This window comes from Alcanivorax sp. HI0083 (genome assembly GCF_001635175.1).
Window position 1 is genome coordinate 1 of sequence record NZ_LWFX01000849.1, and the last position, 626, is coordinate 626.

General features: G+C 57.7%; 1 protein-coding gene. It reads right to left on the minus strand.

Going from position 1 to position 626, the window contains the following annotated elements; translation table 11 throughout:
• Nucleotides 1–290 precede the first annotated feature (290 nt).
• On the minus strand, nt 291–626 hold a 336-nt coding region (locus A3754_RS08150; protein WP_197468571.1), incomplete at its 5' end, for a bile acid:sodium symporter.

Below are 626 nucleotides of genomic sequence, written 5' to 3' on the forward strand. Positions count from 1 at the left end.
AGCACAGATCGAGCTTTTTCTTACTGACATCAATACCGATGGTAGCCATCTCTCCACTTCTCCTTGTTCGTGCAGCCTCATCCGGTCAACGAAGGGCTCGGATACCGTTCAAGTTTTGAGAGAAATGCTGGCGGGACCTATCTACATCACAGGCTCAGGGCCTCAGGTCGAATACGGGTTGCCCGCCAGCAGTGGCGGAAGGGTAGCAAATCCTTCCGCCGGAGAGACACAAGGTCGTATTTACCCAAGGGCACAGAGAGGCCGAAGGCCGTAATCCGACAAACCCATGCTCAGGATACCCCACCAAGGCTCTCAGGCTGCGCCTCAACCTTGCGCCGGTAATACCCGGCCAGGAACGCCCCGCAAAGAATCTGGATCTGGTTGTAGCACATGATCGGCAGCACGATCATGCCGAAACCGGGATTGGCCACGAACAGTACCTTGGCCATGGGCAAGCCGGACGCCAGGCTTTTCTTCGAACCACAAAACACCGCCGCGATTTCATCCGCCAGGCTCAAGCCCAAACGCCGCGCCAGCAGCATGGACAAGCCGATCACCAGTGCCAGCAACAACAGGCACAAGCCCACCGCCAGCAACAACGACGCCACCGGCAACTGCTGCCACAA